The organism is Ralstonia sp. PBBBR1, from assembly GCF_002256165.1.
In the GTDB taxonomy this organism is placed as follows: domain Bacteria; phylum Pseudomonadota; class Gammaproteobacteria; order Burkholderiales; family Burkholderiaceae; genus Ralstonia; species Ralstonia thomasii.
Genome location: NZ_NKIL01000007.1, coordinates 428,813 through 448,959, shown reverse-complemented (window position 1 = coordinate 448,959; position 20,147 = coordinate 428,813). Strand labels below are relative to the sequence as shown.

General features: G+C 63.5%; 18 protein-coding genes. 12 read left to right on the top strand and 6 right to left on the bottom strand.

Going from position 1 to position 20,147, the window contains the following annotated elements; genetic code table 11:
- Nucleotides 1–42: 42 nt before the first annotated feature.
- The 7 genes from mnmE (at nt 43) to CFE42_RS15500 (ending at nt 8,350) form a co-directional block, all read left to right on the top strand.
- Nucleotides 43–1,488 carry a tRNA uridine-5-carboxymethylaminomethyl(34) synthesis GTPase MnmE gene (gene mnmE, locus CFE42_RS15530; RefSeq protein ID WP_004628170.1) on the top strand — a complete coding sequence of 482 codons (1,446 nt, stop codon included), beginning with the start codon at nt 43–45 and terminating at the stop codon, nt 1,486–1,488.
- 244 nt (nt 1,489–1,732) lie between these two features.
- The gene (locus CFE42_RS15525; RefSeq protein ID WP_004628172.1) at nt 1,733–2,965 is read left to right on the top strand and encodes a tyrosine-type recombinase/integrase; all 1,233 of its coding nucleotides are present in this window, start codon (nt 1,733–1,735) and stop codon (nt 2,963–2,965) included.
- Nucleotides 2,966–3,560: 595 nt separating this feature from the next.
- On the top strand, nt 3,561–3,827 hold the full coding sequence (locus tag CFE42_RS15520; protein WP_004628174.1) for an AlpA family phage regulatory protein: 267 nt from the start codon (nt 3,561–3,563) through the stop codon (nt 3,825–3,827).
- A gap of 4 nt (nt 3,828–3,831) precedes the next feature.
- Nucleotides 3,832–6,294 (top strand): DUF3631 domain-containing protein, encoded by a 2,463-nt coding sequence (locus CFE42_RS15515; RefSeq protein ID WP_004628176.1) that lies wholly within the window; start codon nt 3,832–3,834, stop codon nt 6,292–6,294.
- Nucleotides 6,291–6,938, top strand: coding sequence for a hypothetical protein (locus CFE42_RS15510; RefSeq protein WP_004628178.1), 648 nt, complete (start codon nt 6,291–6,293; stop codon nt 6,936–6,938). The genes CFE42_RS15515 and CFE42_RS15510 overlap by 4 nt, the downstream gene beginning before the upstream one ends.
- A 12-nt stretch (nt 6,939–6,950) precedes the next feature.
- Nucleotides 6,951–7,619: a hypothetical protein gene (locus tag CFE42_RS15505; protein ID WP_004628180.1), complete on the top strand. Its 669-nt coding sequence runs from the start codon at nt 6,951–6,953 to the stop codon at nt 7,617–7,619.
- A 437-nt stretch (nt 7,620–8,056) separates the two neighbouring features.
- The gene (locus tag CFE42_RS15500; protein ID WP_004628182.1) at nt 8,057–8,350 is read left to right on the top strand and encodes a hypothetical protein; all 294 of its coding nucleotides are present in this window, start codon (nt 8,057–8,059) and stop codon (nt 8,348–8,350) included.
- A 39-nt stretch (nt 8,351–8,389) separates the two neighbouring features.
- On the opposite strand, the gene CFE42_RS15495 is transcribed toward CFE42_RS15500, so the two are convergent.
- Complete coding sequence (locus tag CFE42_RS15495; protein ID WP_004628184.1) at nt 8,390–8,689, bottom strand: DUF3761 domain-containing protein; 300 nt, start codon at nt 8,687–8,689, stop codon at nt 8,390–8,392.
- Between the two features lie 397 nt (nt 8,690–9,086).
- On the opposite strand from CFE42_RS15495, the gene CFE42_RS15490 reads away from it, so the two are divergent.
- On the top strand, nt 9,087–9,476 hold the full coding sequence (locus CFE42_RS15490) for an NUDIX domain-containing protein (protein WP_004628186.1): 390 nt from the start codon (nt 9,087–9,089) through the stop codon (nt 9,474–9,476).
- A gap of 4 nt (nt 9,477–9,480) precedes the next feature.
- Nucleotides 9,481–9,804 carry a low molecular weight protein tyrosine phosphatase family protein gene (locus CFE42_RS15485; protein WP_004628188.1) on the top strand — a complete coding sequence of 108 codons (324 nt, stop codon included), beginning with the start codon at nt 9,481–9,483 and terminating at the stop codon, nt 9,802–9,804.
- Between the two features lie 16 nt (nt 9,805–9,820).
- Here the strand turns inward: CFE42_RS15485 and CFE42_RS15480 are convergent, their stop codons facing one another.
- Nucleotides 9,821–10,072, bottom strand: coding sequence for a hypothetical protein (locus tag CFE42_RS15480; RefSeq protein ID WP_004628190.1), 252 nt, complete (start codon nt 10,070–10,072; stop codon nt 9,821–9,823).
- Between the two features lie 337 nt (nt 10,073–10,409).
- Nucleotides 10,410–10,622, bottom strand: coding sequence for a 30S ribosomal protein S21 (rpsU, locus tag CFE42_RS15475; protein WP_003262970.1), 213 nt, complete (start codon nt 10,620–10,622; stop codon nt 10,410–10,412).
- A 246-nt stretch (nt 10,623–10,868) separates the two neighbouring features.
- On the opposite strand from rpsU, the gene CFE42_RS15470 reads away from it, so the two are divergent.
- Nucleotides 10,869–11,960, top strand: coding sequence for a DNA topoisomerase IB (locus tag CFE42_RS15470; RefSeq protein ID WP_004628193.1), 1,092 nt, complete (start codon nt 10,869–10,871; stop codon nt 11,958–11,960).
- 33 nt (nt 11,961–11,993) lie between these two features.
- Here CFE42_RS15470 and CFE42_RS15465 read toward each other — a convergent pair whose 3' ends face one another.
- Genes CFE42_RS15465 through CFE42_RS15455 form a run of 3 tightly spaced genes read right to left on the bottom strand, consistent with a single transcriptional unit; the run spans nt 11,994 to nt 17,980 of the window.
- Nucleotides 11,994–13,538 (bottom strand): efflux transporter outer membrane subunit, encoded by a 1,545-nt coding sequence (locus tag CFE42_RS15465; RefSeq protein WP_004628195.1) that lies wholly within the window; start codon nt 13,536–13,538, stop codon nt 11,994–11,996.
- A gap of 2 nt (nt 13,539–13,540) precedes the next feature.
- Nucleotides 13,541–16,693, bottom strand: coding sequence for an efflux RND transporter permease subunit (locus CFE42_RS15460; protein ID WP_004628196.1), 3,153 nt, complete (start codon nt 16,691–16,693; stop codon nt 13,541–13,543).
- 15 nt (nt 16,694–16,708) lie between these two features.
- Nucleotides 16,709–17,980 carry an efflux RND transporter periplasmic adaptor subunit gene (locus CFE42_RS15455; RefSeq protein WP_004628198.1) on the bottom strand — a complete coding sequence of 424 codons (1,272 nt, stop codon included), beginning with the start codon at nt 17,978–17,980 and terminating at the stop codon, nt 16,709–16,711.
- Nucleotides 17,981–18,551: 571 nt separating this feature from the next.
- Between CFE42_RS15455 and CFE42_RS15450 the strand changes: the two genes are divergently transcribed.
- Both CFE42_RS15450 and CFE42_RS15445 read left to right on the top strand, forming a co-directional pair.
- On the top strand, nt 18,552–19,223 hold the full coding sequence (locus tag CFE42_RS15450) for a TetR family transcriptional regulator (protein ID WP_004628201.1): 672 nt from the start codon (nt 18,552–18,554) through the stop codon (nt 19,221–19,223).
- Nucleotides 19,220–20,113, top strand: coding sequence for a patatin-like phospholipase family protein (locus CFE42_RS15445; RefSeq protein WP_004628204.1), 894 nt, complete (start codon nt 19,220–19,222; stop codon nt 20,111–20,113). Before CFE42_RS15450 ends, CFE42_RS15445 begins: the two co-directional genes overlap by 4 nt.
- The last annotated feature ends 34 nt before the right edge of the window (nt 20,114–20,147 follow it).

Sequence of the window (20,147 nt, the reverse complement as noted above, 5' to 3'; positions counted from 1 at the left end):
GAAACTGGCGCGCAACGGCGCGGCTGCCGCACAATACCGCCCATGACCGCTGCTGACCATCCCACCACCTTGCCGAATGCGTCGGCCGCGCCGCACGCGCCCATCCTCACGATCCCGATCGCGGCGATTGCCACCGCGCCCGGGCGGGGCGGCATCGGCGTGGTACGTGTGTCAGGGCCCGACGTGCGCGCTGTCATGCGCGCCGTGTGCGGACGCCTGCTGACGCCCCGCCAGGCAACCTATCTGCCATTCCTCGATGCCGACGGCAACGCCATCGACCGCGGCATCGCGCTGTGGTTTCCCGCGCCGCATTCGTACACAGGCGAAGACGTGCTCGAGCTGCAGGGCCACGGTGGCCCTGTCGTGATGCAACTGCTGCTGCAGCGCTGCCTGACCGCCGGCCGCGAGATCGGCCTGCGCGTGGCCGAGCCCGGCGAGTTCACGCGCCGCGCCTTCCTCAACGACAAGATGGATCTGGCGCAAGCCGAGGCCGTCGCCGATCTGATTGAAGCCAGCACCGAAGCCGCCGCACGTTCGGCGGCGCGTTCGCTCGATGGCGCGTTTTCGCAAGCGGTGCATGCGCTGGTCGAGCGGGTGATCCATCTGCGCATGCTGGTGGAAGCGACGCTGGACTTTCCAGAGGAGGAGATCGACTTCCTGGAAGCCTCCGACGCGCGCGGTCAGCTCGCCAACATTCGCACGGCCGTCGATGGCGTGCTGGCGCAGGCGCGCCAAGGTGCGCTGCTGCGCGAAGGCCTGCACGTGGTGCTGGCGGGGCAGCCGAACGTCGGCAAATCGTCGCTGCTTAATGCGCTGGCCGGAGCGGAACTTGCCATCGTCACGCCCATCGCTGGCACCACGCGCGACAAGGTGCAGCAGACCATCCAGATTGAGGGTATCCCGCTGAACATCGTCGACACGGCGGGCCTGCGCGATACGGAAGACGAAGTCGAGCGCATCGGTATCGAGCGCACCTGGGCCGCCATCGCCCGCGCCGATGTCGTGTTGCATCTGCTGGACGCGACGGACTATCGCGCCAAGGGCCTCTCGCCCGAAGACACCGCAATCGACGCCCGCATTGCCGAACACGTGCCTGCCGGCGTACCGACCCTGCGCGTCATCAACAAGATCGACCTCTCGGGCGTAGCTATACCGGGCCGCGTGGATGCCGAACCGCCCGAGGTGTGGCTCTCGGCGCGCGATGGCCTGGGCGTCGAACTGCTGCGCGCGGCGTTGCTGGAGATTGCCGGCTGGCAGGGCGGCGGCGAGGGGCTTTACCTCGCCCGCGAGCGCCATCTCGCGGCGCTGCGCACGGCCCGCGAACATCTCGCCACGGCGGCGGAGCACGCGGCACAGCAAGCGCAATCGCTGGATCTGTTTGCCGAGGAACTGCGGCTTGCGCAGGAGGCGTTGAACAGCATTACGGGGGCGTTCTCCAGCGATGATTTGCTGGGGGTGATTTTTAGCCGGTTCTGCATCGGAAAATAAGTAGTCGCCGAGCGTTGCCAAGGGTTGCCAGAGAAACCCATAACAAACCCCTACCCATAATGGATTCACTGCCAAACTTCGCCAAGCGTTCGCAATTGACAACAACGATTCTTTGGCATACAAGATGGCATACGACGCCGTAACCCAACAAATCATGTGTGCCAAAAACCCATGAAATCCTTGCTTGATAAGGGTTTTCTGGTCGGGGTAAGCGGTCTGGTTATGTATGCCCAAAGAGGTTTGTATGCCAAAGATCGTCCAGCCGCTGACCGATACCCGCATCAAGGCACTACAGCCGAAGGCGAGCCGTTACCCCGTCTCTGATGGCGGCGGCCTGATCCTAGAAGTCATGCCGTCAGGCTCCAAAATCTGGCGCTACCGCTATTCCCTGCATAGCAAGAGGCATCCGCCCGTGACGCTTGGCGAATATCCGGCGCTCGGCCTACAGGCGGCCCGTGACCGGGCGCGGCGCTACGCCGAAATCGTGGCGGGCGGAGTGTCGCCGGTGGCCGATGCCCGAAAGGACCGTGGCGCGGTGAAGCGGCTGGACGCGGTGCGCGACTTCGCTGCGCTCTGGATCGAAGAACAGGTAGCCGGTAAATCCGCCGAGTACCTGCGCACCACGCGGCGTGTGCTCGAAAAAGACGTCTTCCCGGCCATCGGCAACAAGCCCATGCCAGAAGTCACGCCAGGCGACGTGCTGGCGATCTGCGACCGGATCAAAGGGCGCGGCGCTCCGAAAATGGCACTGCACACCCGGAACGTCCTCAAGCGGATGTACGAATACGCCATCGCCCGCCAGCTTGTGACGACCAACCCAGCCACCGCCGTGGTGGCGCGCTTCATCGCCACTCAGGACAGCCGCGAGCGCGTCCTATCGCCCGACGAGATGGGCCGCGTGCTTCGGGCTGTGTATGCCTCCAGCATCCGCCGCCCGCTCAAGCTGGCCATTCATCTGCTGGTGCTGACGATGGTTCGCAAGTCGGAGTTGATCGAGGCTCGATGGAGCGAATTTGACCTGAACGCCGGTATCTGGCGCATATCTGCCGACCGGATGAAGAAAGACCGCGAGCACTGGGTGTATCTGGCGCCCCAAGCAGTCGCCATGCTGCGGGAGCTTCACGAGAACCGCACCAGTCAGCAATACGTCTTCCCGACAGTGCGAGGCGGCATCGATAGGCCCATTGCGAAAAGCACGCTGAATCAGGCTGTCCGCGCTCTGGACATGGAGGTTCAGCACTTCGTGCTGCACGACTTCCGCCGCACCGCATCGACTCATCTGCACGAGATGGGGCAATCGTCGGACGCCATAGAGAAAGCGCTGGCGCACAGCATCAAGGGCATCAAGGGGGTCTACAACCGTGCGGAGTATGCGGAAGAGCGACGGCGCATCCTGCTACTGTGGGCGGATTTCGTGGATGCCCAGATAGACGAGGGCCGAAATGTCGTTATCGGCCAGTTTGGGCGAGCCGCCTAATGGACCGCACGGGGATCATGCCGTAGTTCGGCAAGATCAAGATCGCCGGCGACGTGACCAAGATGGAGGGTTTGCGTCTCTAGATGCGGCAATTTTATTGCGTCGCCGCAGGAAAATTGCGGGCGGAGCGGCACCAAAAACAGGAAGTCAGCAACAAGTGACACTAGGCCGCGTTGCCGCTGCATGTGCACAGCGACCGACATCGCTGCCTGCGCGGCATCCACTGCCGCGTGATTTACAATAAACGCCACTGATTGCCCATGCAGTAGCTTGTGGGCAAAAAGACGAAAGCCCGAAACTGCACGCCAATGCAGCCGGGCCTTCTGAGAGTGGTACGCATCGTAACTTTGGACAGGCGCGATGCGTGCCAGTTGCTAACGCCTTCTACAGCGCACAACAGCGGATCGAGATGCGCGCAAGCCGCCAAGCCTGCTTTGCGTCTGCATATCCGCAGGCAGAGTTTAGGGTTTTGCTAACGAGAAAGCAAACAACTCTGCTAACAGAAAGGAAACTCGATTGTTCGTGCAGTGACCTTTTATCGACACTGCCGGGTAACCTTCGAGCGCTGTAGGGGGCACTTCCGCAAAGGAACGTAATGCCCACAAAAGTCAGTTCTGCGCTCATTGAAGCGCACCAGCCCGCTTTTCCAAAAGATGGCGTTTCGCGGTTCGGCCAGTTCCAACAGTTCGTTGCCGTAAGCCGCGAGAAGTGGCGTCAACTGGTCTTGGCTGGTAAGGCACCGCAGCCGATCCGAATGGGTGCTCGGTGCACGGTGTATAAAAACGCAGACGTTCATGCTTGGATGGCCGATCCGGTGAACTACCGGGCCGAGCAGGCCGGCGCCTCCCTCGCGGAGGGCTGACCTTATGAACGGTCCCATTCCTTTTGAACAGCAATTCGCCGCCGCCATGGCCGAACACGGGTTGCAGCCTGGCGAGATCGTGGCCGACGGCAAACTGCACCGCTTCGATGGCACGGATGAAAAGCGTGGCAAGCGCTCCGCCTGGTATGTGCTGCACGGCGACGGCCTGCCTGCTGGCAGCTTTGGCGACTGGCGTACTGGCTTGTCCGAGACGTGGTGCGCGAAGCCGGAACGCACTCTAACCGACGCCGAGCGCCAGGCGCACCGTCAGCGCATCGAGCAGGGCAAATCTGAGGCCGCCGCCGAGCGCGCCAAGGTGGCGGAGGATGCCGCCGCCAAGTGTGTGGAGCTGTGGAACACCGCGGGCAACGTTGATGGCGGACACTCCTACATTGAGCGCAAGGGCATCAATCCGACCGGCGCAAAGCAATTACGCGATGCCCTGCTGATCCCGCTGCGGGATGCCGGCGGCGAGTTGCGCAGCCTGCAATTCATCCAGCCGGACGGCTCCAAGCGCTTCAAGACGGGCGGCGCCGTGGCGGGCTGCTACTGCGCCCTGGGCGGCAAGCCGGGGCCGGATGCCCCGCTGCTGATCTGCGAAGGCTGGGCGACGGCGTGCAGCTTGCATGAGGCCACCTGCTACCCGGTGGCCGCCGCAATGAACGCCGGCAACCTGTTGTCGGTGGCGCAGGCGCTGCGTGCCAAGCTGCCTGACGTACCGATGATCGTTTGTGCCGACGACGACATCGAGACGGACGGCAATCCGGGTTTGACCAAGGCACGAGAAGCCGCCCAGGCCATTGGCGCGCTGCTGGCGGTGCCGGACTTCGGGCCTGAGCGACCGGACGGCGCGACCGACTTCAACGATCTGCACGTTGCTTGCGGCGCGGGTGCCGTGGTGGCCTGCATTGAGGCAACCCGTAATGGAAAAGCTGGAGCCGTAACGGAAAACGCCCAGGCTACGGAAACCAACCCCAATAGCGGCGATACCGCGCCGGCTGAAACCGACGAACAGGCCATCGAGCGCCTGGCGGCACTCACGCCGATGCAATACGACCGCGTGCGCAAGGCCGAGGCCAAGCGCATCGGCGCGCAGATCAGCACGCTTGACCGAATGGTGAAGGCTGCACGCGGCGAGGTGCAGAGCGAGGAAGCTGCGCCGTTCGAGGATGTGGAGCCGTGGCCCGATCCCGTGGACGGATCTGCGTTGCTGACCGAGATCGCCCGCACCATTCGGCGCTTCATCATCTGCGACCAGGAGACCATCGCGGCGACGGCGCTGTGGTGCCAAACGGCTTGGCTTGCGGATTACGTCAGTGTATGCCCGATCCTGCTGATAACCGCCCCGGAAAAGGCGTGCGGCAAATCGCAATTGCTGACGGTGGCCGGCAAGCTGGTGCCTCGCCCTGCTCAGGCGGCGGGGGTCTCGTCCTCCGTGCTGTTCCGCATGATCGAGAAGTACCGGCCCACGCTGCTGTTGGACGAGATCGAGACGGTACTAACCAAGGAAGCGGAAGACCTGCGCGGGTTGCTGAACGCCGGCCACACCCGTGATTCTGCTTTCGTCTGGCGCAGCGTGGCGGTGGGCGACGATTTCGAGCCCAAGCGGTTCAACGTATTCGGCTTCAAAGCGCTGGCTGGCATTTACGCCGACAAGCTGGCCGAGACGATCACGAGCCGCGCCGTGGTGGCGCAGATGCGCCGCAAGATGCCGCACGAGACGGCGGAACGCCTGCGCCAAGCAGAAGCCGGCCTGTTTGACGATCTGCGCGCAAAGATGGCCCGCTGGGCCGACGACAACGCTGCGGCCATCCGTGTGGCTCGCCCCGATCTGCCCGATGTCCTTGGCGACCGGGATCAGGACAACTGGGAACCGTTGTTTGCCGTCGCCGATCTTGTGGGCGGCACCTGGCCGAGCTACGCACGCAGCGCGGCGATCAAGCTGTGCAACCATGGCGGCGAGGCCGCGCAGAGTGCCGGGGCCGAGCTGCTGGCGGACATCAAAGCGGTGTTCGACCGCCAAGGTGTGCAGCGCATCTCCATGGCCGACTTACTGGCCGCGCTCTACGAAGACGATGAAGCGCCCTGGAAGACTTGGAATCGGGGCAGGGAGATGACACTGCGGCAACTGGGCAAGAAGCTGCGCGAGTACGGCATCGAGAGCCAGCCGGTGAAGATCGCCTACGAGACATCCAAGGGGTACAAGGTCGAGCAATTCGAGGATGCCTTCGCTCGATATTTGTCCCTTTCGCCCACTACCCCCCTTCCGTCGGTTACTCAGTTACAACCCAATGCCAGTGCGGGTTTGCAGGTAACTGATGCTCGGTTACGTAACCAATCGGAAAAGCCTTTAGTTACCCGCAAACCCAATAGCCATGCCGGTTGTAACCGAGTAACCGAAAAAAAGGCAGTGACCGAAGAGGAAGAAAGTTTGCTGCCTGCGGATGAATCGGAGGGCGAGCTATGAGCGCTGCGCAGATTTTGAGCAGGGCCAGGGCGGCGCATGTTTCTCTTTGGGTGGAGGGGGAGCGCCTGCGCTTCAGGGGGCCAAGGGATGCGGTGGATGAACTGAAACCCGAGCTTGCCGCCCACAAGCCCGAGATTGTCGAGTACCTGCGCCGCGCTGCGAATGACGCCGCCATGCTGTCGCACTACCCGGTGGCGGATGGGCCATACACACCCTACGTGGTGCCCATGTCGCCCGAGCGCGTGGCGCGGCTGCTGGCCGACCTGCGGACGACCATCGGCAGGGTGGCCGATATTGAGGGGTGGACGGACGACTACAGGGCGGACCTGATGGGTTTGGTTGTTCGCCAGCCTGTTTCGACCCTTGCCGATGATCTGGCGTATTTCCGAGAGCATCTGATCAGCATCGAGGCTGTGACACGTGCCGCTGAGATTGGACGGCAGGCGCTGGCAAGGCATGACGCCATTCGCAAGTGCGGCACCTGCCAGCACATGACGCACCACGACCACGGCGTGCCGGTGCGGTGCCAGATGGGCAAGGCGCTGGGTTGGCGGCATCACGATTGGCTGGACGCGCCGGACACCCTGAACACCTGCGCGCATCACGACCCCAAGCGGGGCCGTGCGCCTTCGCGCGACGAGTAAGGAGGCTCGCACATGGCGACAAAACCGAAGCAGGCCAAACCCGCCAAGCGCGACCCGGCAACCCTGCATCTTGAGGGCGTCACGTTCAAAGACGCCGAAGAGCGCGGCGCTGTCATTGCATCGAGCCCGGTGATTCGCGGCGCGGTGACTGGCCGGAAGTATGCTGAATCGATGTTCGGAGCTGGCCTGGACCTGACCGCCTACGCAACGCAACTGCGCGAGCAGGCCGACAAGGTGAAGGCCGGCGACCTGTCCGCAGTGGAAACCATGCTGGTGGCCCAGGCCAACACGCTGGACATGATCTTCAACCAACTGGCCCGAAAGGCGGCGCATAGCGAATACCTGAACCAGATGGAGGCCCACCTGCGGCACGCGTTGCGGGCGCAGGCCCAGTGCCGGGCGACCTTGGAGACCCTGGCTGAGATCAAGAACCCACGCCCGGTGGCATTCGTGAAGCAGGCGAACATCACAAACGGGCCGCAGCAGGTGAATAACGGCGTACAGCCTCCTAACACGCCGCACACACGCGCGCACGAGGAAAGCGGAAATCAATCCAACGAATTATTGGAGCATCAACATGGCAAATGGCTGGACGCCGGAGCGGCGCGCCAAACAGGCAGAAGCAATCAAGCGCTGGAAGCCGTGGAGCAAGGCGTCCGGGCCGAGGAGCGACGCGGGTAAGGCCGCGTCATCGCAGAACGCCCTGAAGCACGGTTTGAGGTCACGTGGCTGGCTTGCCTATCAGAAACGCATCAATGACCTGTTGCGGGCCTGCAAAGAACGGCTGCGGCGGAACTGATCGAGAGGCGCGGGCGTTGCTCGCGATGCTTAAAGGCGGCTGACTGGTCGCCACTTCCGAACTTTAATATAGAACATAGCCCGATTTACGCGGGCTTTTTGCTGTCCTGTTAGCAATTTGCGAATGCATTAGCACGGCTTTTATTAAAATCCACATCTAATCTAATACAAAATAATCTAATGCAAACGGCATATTTTGTCAATTAAAGGCAGCGGCTAAAGTCCTTCTAAGTCCTGACGCCCCCGTCAGGCAGGCGGCGGCCAAGGTGCTAAAACACCAAGGCCACCTGATCACAATCCAGCTAAAAAGGAACTGGGTCATGACTGGCATCAATCTTACTTCCGCCAATCCCGGCGCGAAAATCACACAAACCAACGTGTTTCCCCTCTTCCGCGGCGCCGCAAGTGAAGTCCCCAGTGAGCAACTGAGGGAAATCGCGGACGATCTCGAAGCGGGGAGAATCAAGGGGGTCGTCATCTCTTACGTGAGAGATGACGGGGCGGTGGAGTACAAGCTGATGGGGGCGCTTGCCAAGACGAGCAATCTTGGCAACGCCATTGGGATCATCGGCGAATTGAAAAGGAGAGTCGAGTTCCTTTTTTCAGGCGCATGATGCGAATATCCATGTCCGTGAAAGCGTGCGTTGCGCCATTCAAAGCCAGCCGGCGACTCCACCATGGCGCGAGCACGTGCCCCGATGCGATTCGCTGAAGCTATACGAGCCATCTCGGCATTTGGCGGTCGCGCCGTTCGGCACGCTTCCATCCTTGCTGTGCGCTGGCGACTGGACATCATGCCCCTGCCGGTTAATGTAGTGGCCGTGCTCCACGAGCGCAGATTCCTCTGGAGCCTGGCTGTAGTTCTGGTGGCGTGGCGCCCTAGCGAATGAGGGCTGCGCGACCGCCGCAGCGGCGGCCACAACAACGGCCGCGAGCATGGGCATGGCTTTCATGTGTCTCCCTCCTGACGGTGGCGTTTGTGCCCACCAATCCTGATGCATATCCAGGGAAAGGAAGTCCCCACAGAAGTGGGGCTCTGCCGTCTGCGGGTCAAGTTGCCACGCCTGAGGTTTCCACGCAGGTTTCCACGGTACGCGCCCGGTTCGCGCCTCGGAAGTTCGCAGCCCGGTTCGCGCGGGATCGGTGGGTTACCAGCTACGCGGCTACCACGGAATCGACCGCATCGCGGCTGATGCAATCAGGTTGCGTCCGGTGCGCCGGGCCTGTGGATAAGTGGAGGCACTTTGAGTTTTTGGCATACAAGATGGCATACAAAACAAGGGTGCCACCCGGTGAGCCCAGTCTGGACAAGGGTTTTCTGGTCTTCGCTAGGTTCTGCATCGGAGCGCCATGTCCGCCTACCCCGTCTCCATCAAAGGCGTCCTGCGCGCGCCCGCGGGCGAGGTCGTCCTGCTGCTCAATGAACGGGAAGAGTGGGAACTGCCCGGCGGCCGAATCGAACTCGGCGAGTCCTCCACCGAATGCCTCGTACGCGAGATTGCCGAAGAGCTGAACTTGCACGTTGAGGTGGGCGCGCTGGTCGACACGCACCTGTTTGAAGTCGTGCCGAGCAAGCATGTGTTCGTTGCCACGTATGCGTGCGCGCTGCTCAGCCCGTTTGAGCCGACCGTCAGTCATGAGCACAAGCGCCTTGGGCTGTTTGCGCCCGATGCCTTGCCGGTGAATTTGCCGGCGGGCTATCGGGCGTCGATTGTGGCGGCGGTGAAGGCAGCGGCTTAGCCCAATGCATGTACTCTTCATCTGCAGCCGCAATCGGCTGCGCAGCCCGACGGCGGAGGCGGTCTTCGCCAAATGGCCAAACGTCGAGACAGATTCAGCGGGCTTGGCGCCAGACGCAGATGTGCAACTCGACGCCGACCAGCTCGACTGGGCTGAGGTGATTTTCGTCATGGAACGCAGTCACCAGCGACGCCTGTTACAACGGTTTGGTTCGAGGCTACGCGGCAAGCGCCTGGTGTGCCTCGACATTCCCGACGACTACGTGTTCATGCAGCTCGAGCTCATCGCCTTGCTGGAGAAACGGGTAGGTCCTTATCTGCGCGGTTGAGAGGCAAGCATGCCACTCAATCCCGCCCCCAACGCCAGCGCGGCGGCTCGCCCTTCCACCAGCAAACCAACACCAGCAGCGCCGTCACACCCATCACGTAAACCACGAAGCTCCATTGCGTGGTGCCCGGGTGCAGCCCGACGATCCCCGCCAGCAGCAATACGGCATAGATGGCGAGCACCACCCAGCCCTGCCAACGCGAAGGCAAGCCCCATCCCCAGCCGTAGCGCTTGGCGGGAAACCAGTACTCGTTGGAGTTAGTAGGCATCGTTGTCGGGGAAACACGAGCAGGGGATGCTCGCTAATGTACTCCCGCGCAGGATCGGCGCAACAAACGCCAACAGCCAGCCGGTCATTTACCGCTGGCGGATGTCGTTACAACAGAGAAGGGCGCGCAGGGCACACCGAAGCGGCGGACAATGGCGCACGGGCCATCAACCGCATCTTGCTAGCTTCTGTATCGGGGAGTGGAGCGTTGGCTCAATCCGGAAAGGCTCCCGGTACGCACAAGGCGCTACGAACCAAGCTCGGCGGAACGGACGTCGGATGACTTCACACCGCCAGCGGCAGCACCCTGTTGGTGCTACCGAAACAATCGCGCGATCTTAGTAAAGCTTCTTCGGCAGCATTTGCGAACGCAGGCGTTTACGCGTACGCGACACAGCAGCAGCCTTCTTGCGCTTGCGCTCGGTCGTCGGCTTTTCGTAAGCGGTGCGGGCGCGCAGTTCCTTGATCAGGCCAGTGCGCTCGATTTCACGGCGGAAGCGGCGCAGTGCAACTTCGACCGGCTCGTTTTCTTTCAGACGGATGGTGGTCATCGGGTCCCTTGCTCAGTATTCGGGTGGACGGCGAAACAGCGGATTATATACCGCCCAGAGGGCGTGCAGTGTAGTTGAATCTGTTTACCGATGCAAGGCACTTCCGATTGTGGTGAGAATGCCATTTCTTGCCGCAATTTTGCGCAGAGGCGTGGCCTTGATACTACGCCGTGAGCGGCCAGCCAGCGGAAGGAGCGAGGAAGGAACGCCGCTTGCTCAACGCGAGCATCTCTCCAGGTCCCTACTGTGGAACGCGTTCCCAAGTCTGCGCCCGCGCCGGTTGCCGCAAGCACCACCACCCTCGCCGAAGCGCTGCCCGAACGGCTGCGCTATGTGGACGACACACGCCCGGGCTACACCCGGCGTCGGCTGCGCGGCCGCTTCGTCTATTTCGACACGCGCGGCGGGCGCATCCGCGACCCGGCGGTGATTGCGCGCATCAACAAGCTGGCGATCCCGCCGGCCTATACCGACGTCTGGATCTGCCCACACGCGGGCGGTCATCTGCAGGCGACGGGGCGCGACGCGCGTGGGCGCAAGCAATATCGCTATCACGCCGACTGGCGCGCCTTTCGCGATGCCGACAAGTACGGGCGGCTGCTGGCCTTCGGGGCAGTGCTGCCGTGGGTGCGCGGGGCGATCACCGCCCATTTGGAGGCGCCGGGCCTGTCGCGCGAAAAGATGCTGGCGACGGTGGTCTACCTGCTGGACGTGACGCTGGTGCGCGTGGGCAACGCGGCGTATGCGCGCGACAACCGGTCCTACGGGCTCACGACGTTGCGCAATCGGCACGTCGAGGTCCACGGCAACACGGTGCGCTTTCAGTTTCGCGGCAAGAGCGGTGTGGAGCACGACGTGTCGGTATCGGACCCGCGCCTGGCGCGCATCATCCGACGCTGCGTCGATCTGCCGGGGCAGGAATTGTTCCAGTACATCGACGAAGCTGGCGATCGCCGTGCGGTCGATTCCACAGATGTGAATGCCTACTTACAGGAGATTTCCGGCGCGGATTTCACGGCGAAGGACTACCGCACCTGGGCCGGCAGCGTGCTGGCGCTGGATCTGCTGCGCGGGCGCACGTCGACGAACGTTACCGAGGCGCGCCGGCAGGTGGTGGAGGCTGTTGCTGCCGTGGCCCAGCGCCTCGGGAACACACCGGCCGTCTGCCGCAAGTGCTATGTGCACCCGGCCGTGGTGGACGCGTTCCTGGAGGGCGAACTGGAAGCATTGCCCTCGACCCGCGCGCGCAAGGGCCTACGACGCGAAGAGGTGGCGCTGCTTCGATTTCTCGAGCACGCCGCCGGCGCAAAGGGCACAGGCGAAAAAAAGCCCGCCTGAACAAGGCGGGCCTTCGAGCGAACAGACGCAAACTTACTTCGATTGCTGCGGCGTCATGTCCGGCGTGGCGGGCGCAACGCCCGGCGCGGCCGTCGGCCGTGCCTGCTGTGCGGCCACGGTGGTGCTGTGCTCCTGCAACCCGCCGCCCAGCGCCGTGTACAGATCGATGGCGTTGGTCAGGCGGGCCAGACGCGTCTGCACCAGGGTCTGGTCGGCGCTGAACAGATCGCGCTGCGCGTCAAGCACATCGAGGAAGCTCGACACGCCGTTGCGATAGCGCTGGTCAGACAGCGTCAGGCGATCGGCCGTGGCATCGCGGAAGCGCTTCTGCGCGGCCACCTGCTCTTCCAGCGTGCCGCGCGCAACGAGGGCGTCGGACACCTCGCGGAACGCGGTCTGGATCGTCTTCTCGTAGTTCGCAACCGCAATCTTCTGGTTGGTCTTGGTCAAGTCCAGGTTGAAGATGTTGGTGCCCCAGTTGAAGATCGGCAGCGTCAGGTTCGGCACGAACGACCAGAACTGGGTCCCACTCTTGAACAGGTCATGAAGCGCGCCGCTGGCCGTGCCTACGTTTGACGTCAGCCCGATGCTCGGGAAGAACGCTGCCCGCGCCACGCCAATGTTGGCGTTGGCGGCAATCAGCTTCTGCTCAGCCTGGCGGATGTCCGGACGTTGCTCCAGGAGCTCCGACGGCAGACCCGGCGGAATGTCGGCCACGATCTTCTCCGACGACACCATGGTCGGCGCGGGCAGATCGGCCGGCAGCGGCGCGCCCACCAGCAGCACCAGGGCGTTGGTCGCCTGGGCGTACTGGCGCGTCAGCTGTGCCACCGACACACGCACCGATTCCACCAGCGTCTCGGTCTGACGCAGATCCAGCGCCGACGAGGCGCCGACGTCAAAGCGCTGCTTGGCAAGCTTGTAGTAGTCCTCGCGGCCCTTCAGGGTCTGCTGGGCCAGATCGAGCTGTTCGGCGTAGGCGCGCTCGTTCAGGTAGGCCTTGGCCACCTGCGAGATCAGGCTGATCTGCGCGGCACGCCGGCCTTCGTCCGTCGCCAGATAACTTGCACGCGCAGACGACGTGACGTCGCCCACGCTGAACAGGTTCACCTGGTAATTGCTGATGCCCACGCCAAGCTGGTACTGCTTGGTGTGGATGTCGCCGCCGGTGGTCGAGATTGACGGCGGCGTATGGCTGCGCGTGTACGTGGCAGACGCGTTGACCGGCGGCAGCAGGTCGGCGATCTGCAGACGGTACTGCGCACGCGCGGCCTCGACGTTGAGCATGGCCACGCGCAGGTCTCGGTTGTTCTCGAGCGCCAGGCCGATCAGCTTCTGCAGGCGCGCATCGGGGAAGAACTCGCGCCAGCCCAGTTCGGTCGCGCGGGGCGCGTTCTCGCCGGGCTTGGCGGAGTCCGCCGGCACGGCATAGCCGGCCGGTGCCTGCGGGTACGCGCTCGTGATCGGAGCATCCGGGCGCTCATAGGTGGGCGCCAGCGAGCAGCCGGACAACACGCCGGCAGCCAGCAGGAGCGCCGGCAGCAGCGCGGGGGTTCGAAAGGTCATCGTTTTCTGCATGTTCAGATTTCCTCGTCCAGCGGACGGTGCGCGGCATCCAGACGGCGTTGACGCTCGCTGCCCTTGAAGATGCGGCGGACCACCACGAAGAACACAGGCACCAGCACCACGGCCAGCACCGTCGCGGTGATCATCCCGCCCATCACGCCTGTACCGATGGCGCGTTGGCTGGCGGAGCTCGCGCCGGTGGCAATCGCCAGCGGCAGCACACCCAGGATGAAGGCGAACGACGTCATGATGATCGGGCGGAACCGCAGGTGCACGGCCTCCAGCGTCGCGTCGATCAGGCTCTTGCCTTGCGCCTGCAAGTCCTTCGCAAACTCGATGATCAGAATCGCGTTCTTGGCGGACAAGCCCACCACCGCAATCAGGCCGACCTTGAAGTACACGTCATCCGGCATCGCGCGCAGCGTCACGCCCAGAAGTGCGCCAAGCACACCCAGCGGCACCACCAGAATCACCGCGGCCGGGATCGACCAGCTTTCGTACAGCGCCGCCAGCACCAGGAACACCGCCAGCAGCGACAGCGCATACAGCGCCGGCGCCTGCGAACCCGAAGCCTTTTCCTGCAGCGACTGGCCCGTCCACTCGTAGCCGATACCGGCCGGCAGCTTGGCGGCCAGGCGTTCCATCTCGGCCATGGCGTCACCCGAGCTGGCACCCGGCGCGGCTGCACCCGAAAGGCGGACAGCCGGATAGCCGTTGTAGCGCACGAGCTGCACCGGGCCGACGATCCAATGGCCCTTGGCGAACGTCGACATCGGGACCATGTTGCCCTGACCGTTGCGCACGTACAGGTTCATGATGTCTTCGGGCTGCATGCGGTTGATCTTGTCCGCTTGCACGATCACACGCTGCTGACGACCGTAGTTCGGGAAGTCGTTGGCGTATGCCGAGCCCAGCGCCGTCGACAGCACGGCGTTGATGTCGGTGAACGAGACACCCAGCGCATTGGCCTTCTCGCGGTCGATATCCACCTGGTACTGCGGCGAATCTTCCAGACCTTCCGGGCGCATGCCGGTGATGACCTTGCTTTGCGCCGCCATCCCCAACAGCTGATTGCGGGCTGCCATCAGCGCGTCGTGGCCGAGGCCCGCGCGGTCCTGCAGACGGAACGTAAAGCCCGTTGCGTTACCCAGTTCCGGAATCGGCGGCGGATTCAGCGGAAAGACGATCGCATCGCGAATGCCACCGAACAGCGCACCAAAGGCCCGGCCGACCACGGCATCGGCGGTTTGATCCTTGCCCTTGCGCTCGCTCCAGTCCTTGAACGGGGTGAACACGATACCGGCGTTCGGCCCGTTGCCCGAGAAGCTGAAACCCTGCACGGCCACGATGTTCTCGACCGCCTTTTCCTGCTTGTAGTAGTTCTCGACCTGCTTGATCACTTCCAGCGTGCGGTTGGCCGATGCACCCGGCGGCAGCTGGATGTTGGTCACGATGTAGCCCTGGTCTTCGGTCGGCAGGAACGAAGACGGCAGGCGCAGGAACAGGAACACCACCGCCACGATCAGCGCAACGTAGATGACCATGTAGCGGAAGGTCTTCTTGAGCATGCGCTCCACGAAGCTTTGATAGCGGTTCGTGGTGGTGCTGAACATGCGGTTGAACCAGCCGAAGAAGCCCTTCTTCTCGTGGTGCGAACCCTTCTCGATCGGCTTGAGCAGCGTCGAGCACAGTGCCGGCGTGAGCGTCAGCGCCATGAGTGCCGAGAAGAAGATCGATGACACCATCGACAGCGAGAACTGGCGATAGATCGCGCCGACCGAGCCCGAGAAGAACGCCATCGGGATGAACACGGCCATCAGCACCAGCGTAATACCGATGATGGCGCCTGTGATCTGGCCCATGGCCTTGCGGGTCGCTTCGCGCGGGGGCAGGCCTTCTTCGGCCATGATCCGCTCGACGTTTTCCACTACCACGATGGCATCGTCAACGAGAATACCGATCGCCAGCACGAGGCCGAACATCGTCAGCACGTTGATCGAGAAACCCATCGCGTTCATGGTGGCGAACGCGCCCAGGAGCGAGATCGGCACCACGATCGACGGCACCAGCGTGTAGCGGATGTTCTGCAGGAACAGCAGCATCACCAGGAACACCAGCGCCATGGCCTCGAATAGCGTCTTGACCACTTCTTCGATCGAGATCTGGACGAACTTGGAGGTGTCGTACGGCACCTTGTATTCCACGCCCGCCGGGAAGTACTTCGACAGCTCTTCCAGCTTGGCCTTCACGGCCTTGGCAGTGCCCAGCGCGTTACCCGTCGGCGAAAGCTGCACACCAATCGCCGAGATCGGCTGGCCGTTGATCCGTGCAGACGTCGAGTAGGTCTGGCCGCCGAGTTCCAGGCGCGCCACGTCCTTCACGCGCACCAGCGAACCGTCCGGCTTGGCCACCAGCACGATGTTGCCGAACTGCTCGGTGGTCGTGAGCTGACCTTCCACCACGACCGTTGCCGCGAGCGGCTGATCGGAGACGGACGGCAGATCACCGATCGTACCGGCCGAGACCAGCGCGTTCTGCGCGCGGATGGCGTTATAGACGTCCGTGGGGGTCAGCTTGTAGCCGACCAGCTTGGCCGGATCGATCCAGACGCGCATGGCGCGTTCCGTGCCGAACAGAATCGCCTGACCGACACCCGGCACGCGCTTGATTTCATTCAGCACGTTGCGCGAGATGTAGTCGCCCAGCGCCACCGGATCCATCTTGCCGTCGGTGGATGCGAGCGTCGCGAACAGCAGGAAGTTGGAGCGGGCCTTGTCGACCTGCACACCCTGCTGCGTCACCTGCGAAGGCAGACGCGCTTCCACGCGCTTCAAGCGGTTCTGCACGTCCACCTGCGCCAGCGCCGGATCGGTACCGGCCTTGAACGTCACGGTGATCTGCGCCTGGCCGTTACCGCCCTGGCTGACCGACTCCATATAGAGCAGGCCGTCCGCACCGTTCATTTCCTGCTCGATGATGCTCGTGACGGATTCGTCCAGCGTCTTCGCGTTTGCGCCCGGATACGTTGCCGTGATGATGATGGACGGCGGTGCAATGGTCGGGTACTGCGAGATCGGCAGCTGGGTAATCGAAATCGCCCCAGCAAGGATGATGAACAGCGCGAGCACCCAGGCAAAGACTGGGCGATCGATAAAAAACTTTGCCATGCGATGGCTCCTTGTTTACTGCTTGGCTGCCGGTGCGCTGGCAGCGGGAGTGCTTGCAGCAGGCGCGCTGGCTGCCGGTACGGGTGCTGCGCCGCTACCCTGGCCGCCCTGACCTTGCGGGCCCTTGCCCTGGCCTGCCGACATCGGTTGCCACGGCACGGCCTTGACCGGAGCTCCCGGACGCACCTTCTGCAGGCCGTCGACGATCACCTTGTCGCCGGCCTTCAGGCCGTTGGAGACGATCCATTCCGTACCGGTCGAGCGGTCGGCCTGGACCTGGCGCACGGCTGCCGTGCCCTTCTCGTCGACGACCATGACGGAGGCGCCGTCCGGGCTGCGCGTCACCGCTTGTTGCGGCACCGTGATGGCTTGTTCGTCCACGGCCTGCTCCAGGCGGGCACGCACGTACATGCCCGGCAGCAGCGTGCGGTCGGCGTTCGGAACAATCGCGCGCAGCGTGATCGTGCCCGTAGCAGGGTCCACCGTCAGGTCCGAGAAATAGAGCTTGCCCGTTTGCGCGTAGGCGCGGCCGTCTTCCGTCACGAGCGTGACCTTGGCCGCATCACCCCCGGCCTTGGCCAGCTTGCCGTCCTTGAGCGCCTGCTGCAGACGCATCACTTCGGTGCTCGACTGCGTGAAGGTCAGGTAGATCGGATCGATCTGCTGCACGGTCGTCAGCAGCGTCGCCTCGCCCTGGCCCACCAGCGCGCCTTCAGTGACCTGCGCCAGACCGGCACGGCCGGAAATGGGCGATGTCACGCTGGCGTAGCCCACGTTCAGCTTGGCGGTTTCCACGGCAGCGCGGGCGGCGGCCACGTCAGCGGTGGCTTGCTTGGCGGCGGCGGTGGCGTCGTCGTAGTCCTGCTTGCTGATGGCGTTGGTGGCGACCAGCGGCTTGTAGCGCTCGGCCTTCAGTTGCGCCTGCGTTTGTGTGGCTTCCGATCGCGCCAGCTGTGCCTTGGCGCTGTCCAGCGATGCCCGGTACTGCGCCGGATCGATCTGGAACAACTGCTGGCCGGCCTTCACGTCACTGCCTTCTGCGTAGGTGCGCTTGAGCACAATGCCCGCGACCCGTGCGCGCACCTGTGCCACACGCGTAGCCTCCAGGCGGCCCGGCAACTCGCTGGTCAGGCCAACGGAGTGCGGCTGCACGGTCACAACGCCGACTTCGGTCGGAGGCATGCCGGCGCCGCCCGGCCCTTGTGCCTGCTTGTTACCGCAGGCTGCAAGTGCCACCACCATAAATGCGGCGGCAGCGAGTTGGTGATAACGGCGGGTGTTCGTCATAGATGACCCCATGTGGCGATAAGCGGAATGCCGGGTGCCGCATCGTCGCGCAAACGAGTGCGACGCCGGCAAACCGTCAGCGAAACCAAAAAAAACACAAAAACGAAAACGTCCGATGCTAGCTGCATCTGGCGGCATGCGATATGGCCTTCGCGACGAACTCGCAACAACTCGGACCAGAAAGCTAAGACGCGGGAGCGATCGGCAGTCGATCTCCGACCTGGTCGCCGACAGACACACAGTCTGCCCCAGCGCACCTGCCCGGGATGGATGTGGCGCGTACGGCCATGGGCAAGGGACGGAGTGCGCGCTATTATAGATACGTTCGCGTATGTATGTAAGTGACGCCATTGAGGAATAGGGACTCCGTTGACACCTTTCCGGAGTTCGTAGCAATGACGGCGATCAAGCGAACATGCAGCGGATACCGCGCTGCGACAAGGATTGTCAGCCAACCGGCCTGCTGCCGCGTTGTGCGAAGCGCAATAGTGCGTTGCCTTGAATTGTGCATTGCACAAAAGCCAATCGAAAGAACGCCGCCCGGGGTGGCACGGCGTTCCCCTGGAAGATCATGGTCAGACGAACGAAGGAAGAGGCACTGGAAACACGTAACCGCATCCTGGATGCGGCGGAAGACGTGTTCTATGCGCGGGGCGTGGCACGCACATCGCTATCGGATATCGCGCAGGCCGCGGGCGTGACACGCGGCGCCATCTACTGGCACTTCCGCAACAAGGCCGACGTGTTTGCCGCCATGTGCGAGCGCGTGAAGCTGCCCATGGAGACCATGTGCACCCCGCTGGGCGTGGAGGCCAATGATCCACTGGGCGAACTGCGCACGGTGGGCAACTTCCTGCTGCGGCAACTCGTGGAAGACGCGCACTGGCGCAAGGTTTTCGAGATCATGTTCAACAAGTGCGAATTCGTCGAAGACACAAGCCCCATCCTCAAGCGCCAGCAGGAATCGTTTGAAGAAGGCATGGCCCATCTGACGAGCATCATCGAGCAGGCGACGCGGCGCGGGCAGCTGCCGGCCGACCTCGACATCCCACTGGCCGTGGCGCATTTCCATGCCACGTTCAACGGCATCATGGGCGATTACCTCTTCTACCCGGACGTCTCCAGCCTCGCCACCAAGCGTGAGCGACTGCTGGATGCGTGCATCGACACGCTCAAATACGCGCCGTCGCTGCGGCTGGAGCCGGCAGCGGCCGCTACCGTCCGCACCGGGGAACCGGCATGAACGCGCCCGAGTTCGATCAGATGGTGTTTGCCGGCGGCGGCAACCGGTGCTGGTGGCAGGCCGGCTGGTGGGACGTCGTGCAGCCCGAACTGGGCCTGGCGCCGCGCGTGATTGCCGGCATCTCGGCGGGAGCTTCGACGGCGTGCATGCTGCATGCGTGGAATTCCGCCGAGCTGATGGATTACTACGGCGAGGCCCTGCGCCAGAACACCCGCAACGCCCATTGGGGCAACCTGCTGCGCGGTGAGCGCGTGTTTCCGCACTACGGCATGTACCGCACGGCGCTGCTGACGGTCTTCAGCGAGGGCCGCTTCGGGCGGCTGGCACAGGCGCCCGAGATCCGGATCGGCGTGGCGCATATCCCGCGCTGGCTGGGCGCACGCTCGGCGGTGGCAGCAGGTCTGATTGCCTACAACATCGAAAAGCACGTTCGCAAGACGCTGCACCCAACGCTGGGCACACGCCTCGGCTTTACGGCGGAAATCGTGCGCGCGCAGGACTGCGCCACACCCGAGGACTTGGCGGATCTTCTGCTGCAATCAGCCTCCACCCCGCCGTTCACGCCGGTACTGCGGCGCGCGGGGCGGCCGGTGCTTGACGGCGGCATGGTCGACAACGTGCCCGTGCACGCGCTGGACGCCATCCCGGGCGACGCGCTGGTGCTGGTCACGCGCCTGTACCCGCGCCCAACGTATTTCCGCATGGATGTGCCGGTGCCCGACGGCGTGCAGCGCCGCTTTTACGTACAGCCCTCACGCAAGGTCCCCATTTCGAGCTGGGATTACACCCGCCCGGGCGCCATGCGCGACGCGTATGCGCTGGGCCGTCATGACGGCGAAACCTTCCTGCGCGAACTTCCACGCGGGTTCACCACCGCAGTGGCTGCGTAACCACCTCCTCCAAGACAGGCGGCGGGCGCGCCGC

Excerpts from the sequence above, each read along its gene's own strand:
- rpsU (WP_003262970.1), bottom strand. The coding sequence starts at position 10,622 with ATGACCACCATCCGTCTGAAAGAAAACGAGCCGGTCGAAGTTGCACTG.
- CFE42_RS15505 (WP_004628180.1), top strand. The coding sequence starts at position 6,951 with ATGGCGACAAAACCGAAGCAGGCCAAACCCGCCAAGCGCGACCCGGCA.
- CFE42_RS15465 (WP_004628195.1), bottom strand. The coding sequence starts at position 13,538 with ATGCAGAAAACGATGACCTTTCGAACCCCCGCGCTGCTGCCGGCGCTC.
- CFE42_RS15450 (WP_004628201.1), top strand. The coding sequence starts at position 18,552 with ATGGTCAGACGAACGAAGGAAGAGGCACTGGAAACACGTAACCGCATC.
- CFE42_RS15485 (WP_004628188.1), top strand. The coding sequence starts at position 9,481 with ATGCATGTACTCTTCATCTGCAGCCGCAATCGGCTGCGCAGCCCGACG.
- CFE42_RS15460 (WP_004628196.1), bottom strand. The coding sequence starts at position 16,693 with ATGGCAAAGTTTTTTATCGATCGCCCAGTCTTTGCCTGGGTGCTCGCG.
- CFE42_RS15525 (WP_004628172.1), top strand. The coding sequence starts at position 1,733 with ATGCCAAAGATCGTCCAGCCGCTGACCGATACCCGCATCAAGGCACTA.
- CFE42_RS15510 (WP_004628178.1), top strand. The coding sequence starts at position 6,291 with ATGAGCGCTGCGCAGATTTTGAGCAGGGCCAGGGCGGCGCATGTTTCT.
- CFE42_RS15490 (WP_004628186.1), top strand. The coding sequence starts at position 9,087 with ATGTCCGCCTACCCCGTCTCCATCAAAGGCGTCCTGCGCGCGCCCGCG.
- CFE42_RS15455 (WP_004628198.1), bottom strand. The coding sequence starts at position 17,980 with ATGACGAACACCCGCCGTTATCACCAACTCGCTGCCGCCGCATTTATG.
- CFE42_RS15520 (WP_004628174.1), top strand. The coding sequence starts at position 3,561 with ATGCCCACAAAAGTCAGTTCTGCGCTCATTGAAGCGCACCAGCCCGCT.
- CFE42_RS15495 (WP_004628184.1), bottom strand. The coding sequence starts at position 8,689 with ATGAAAGCCATGCCCATGCTCGCGGCCGTTGTTGTGGCCGCCGCTGCG.
- CFE42_RS15445 (WP_004628204.1), top strand. The coding sequence starts at position 19,220 with ATGAACGCGCCCGAGTTCGATCAGATGGTGTTTGCCGGCGGCGGCAAC.
- CFE42_RS15515 (WP_004628176.1), top strand. The coding sequence starts at position 3,832 with ATGAACGGTCCCATTCCTTTTGAACAGCAATTCGCCGCCGCCATGGCC.
- mnmE (WP_004628170.1), top strand. The coding sequence starts at position 43 with ATGACCGCTGCTGACCATCCCACCACCTTGCCGAATGCGTCGGCCGCG.
- CFE42_RS15480 (WP_004628190.1), bottom strand. The coding sequence starts at position 10,072 with ATGCCTACTAACTCCAACGAGTACTGGTTTCCCGCCAAGCGCTACGGC.
- CFE42_RS15500 (WP_004628182.1), top strand. The coding sequence starts at position 8,057 with ATGACTGGCATCAATCTTACTTCCGCCAATCCCGGCGCGAAAATCACA.